The organism is Polaromonas sp. P1_G2 (genome assembly GCF_056405515.1).
On the sequence record NZ_JBFUBY010000567.1, the window covers coordinates 1 to 858 of the forward strand.

The following is an 858-nucleotide window of genomic DNA, read 5'->3' on the forward strand; positions in this document are numbered from 1 at the left end:
ACTATATCGGCGATTTCGGACCTGGCGACCTGACCGTGATCGGCAGCAACCTGCCTCACGATTGGGTTTCGCATATCGACAAAGGCGACAAGATCATAGCCCGGGATCTTGTCGTCCAATTCGATCCAGACAGGCTGCAACAAGCCGGGTGCCACCTTCCCGAGATCAAGTATCTCAGCAGGCTGCTTATCAGTGCTCAGCGAGGACTGAGATTCTGCGGCGCGACAGCGCAGCGAGCGGCTGATTTGCTCGAAAGTATTGGCGGTGTCACCGGATTGGAACGGTTGATCCGCTTCCTGCGAGTCCTGGAATTGCTGGCCTATTCCGATGAATGCGAAGTTCTATCCTCGCCTGATTTCTCACCCAATGTCGACGCCGCAACGCTGGACACGATGCAGCGGGCAATTCTCCATATCCACGGCCATTTCACTGAGAAAATTCAACTTCCCGACGTCGCGTCTGTTGCCAATATGTCGACCAGCACATTCAGCCGGTTCTTCAGCAAGAATACCGGTCGCAGTTTTACCGACTACGTATCAAGCCTTCGCATAGGACGGGCTTGCCGGCTTCTGTCCGAGTCCGACACCGCGATCACGGATATTTGCTATCAAGTGGGCTACACCAACCTATCCAATTTCAACCGCACTTTCTTGCGCCAGGTCGGCAAAAGTCCATCAGCTTACAGGAGAGCCGCGCACGCAAAACACGTTTCCATAGAAGACAATACCCTCGACTGATCGCGACAATGCAACAATCGAGTCCTCCGGCGCAGGCAGATTGCGCACTCATCACCCTGTGATGGCGATCATGTGATCCCATTCTGAAATGCGAGAGACGCGGGGAAATAAACGCTTGCGG

1 protein-coding gene is annotated in these 858 nt (G+C 54.3%); it reads left to right on the forward strand.

Translation table 11 applies throughout. From position 1 onward, the window contains the following. Positions 1–737, forward strand: a 737-nt coding sequence (locus AC1D0P_RS26210; protein WP_477679398.1) for an AraC family transcriptional regulator, incomplete at its 5' end; no start/stop codon positions are given. Positions 738–858: the final 121 nt, after the last annotated feature.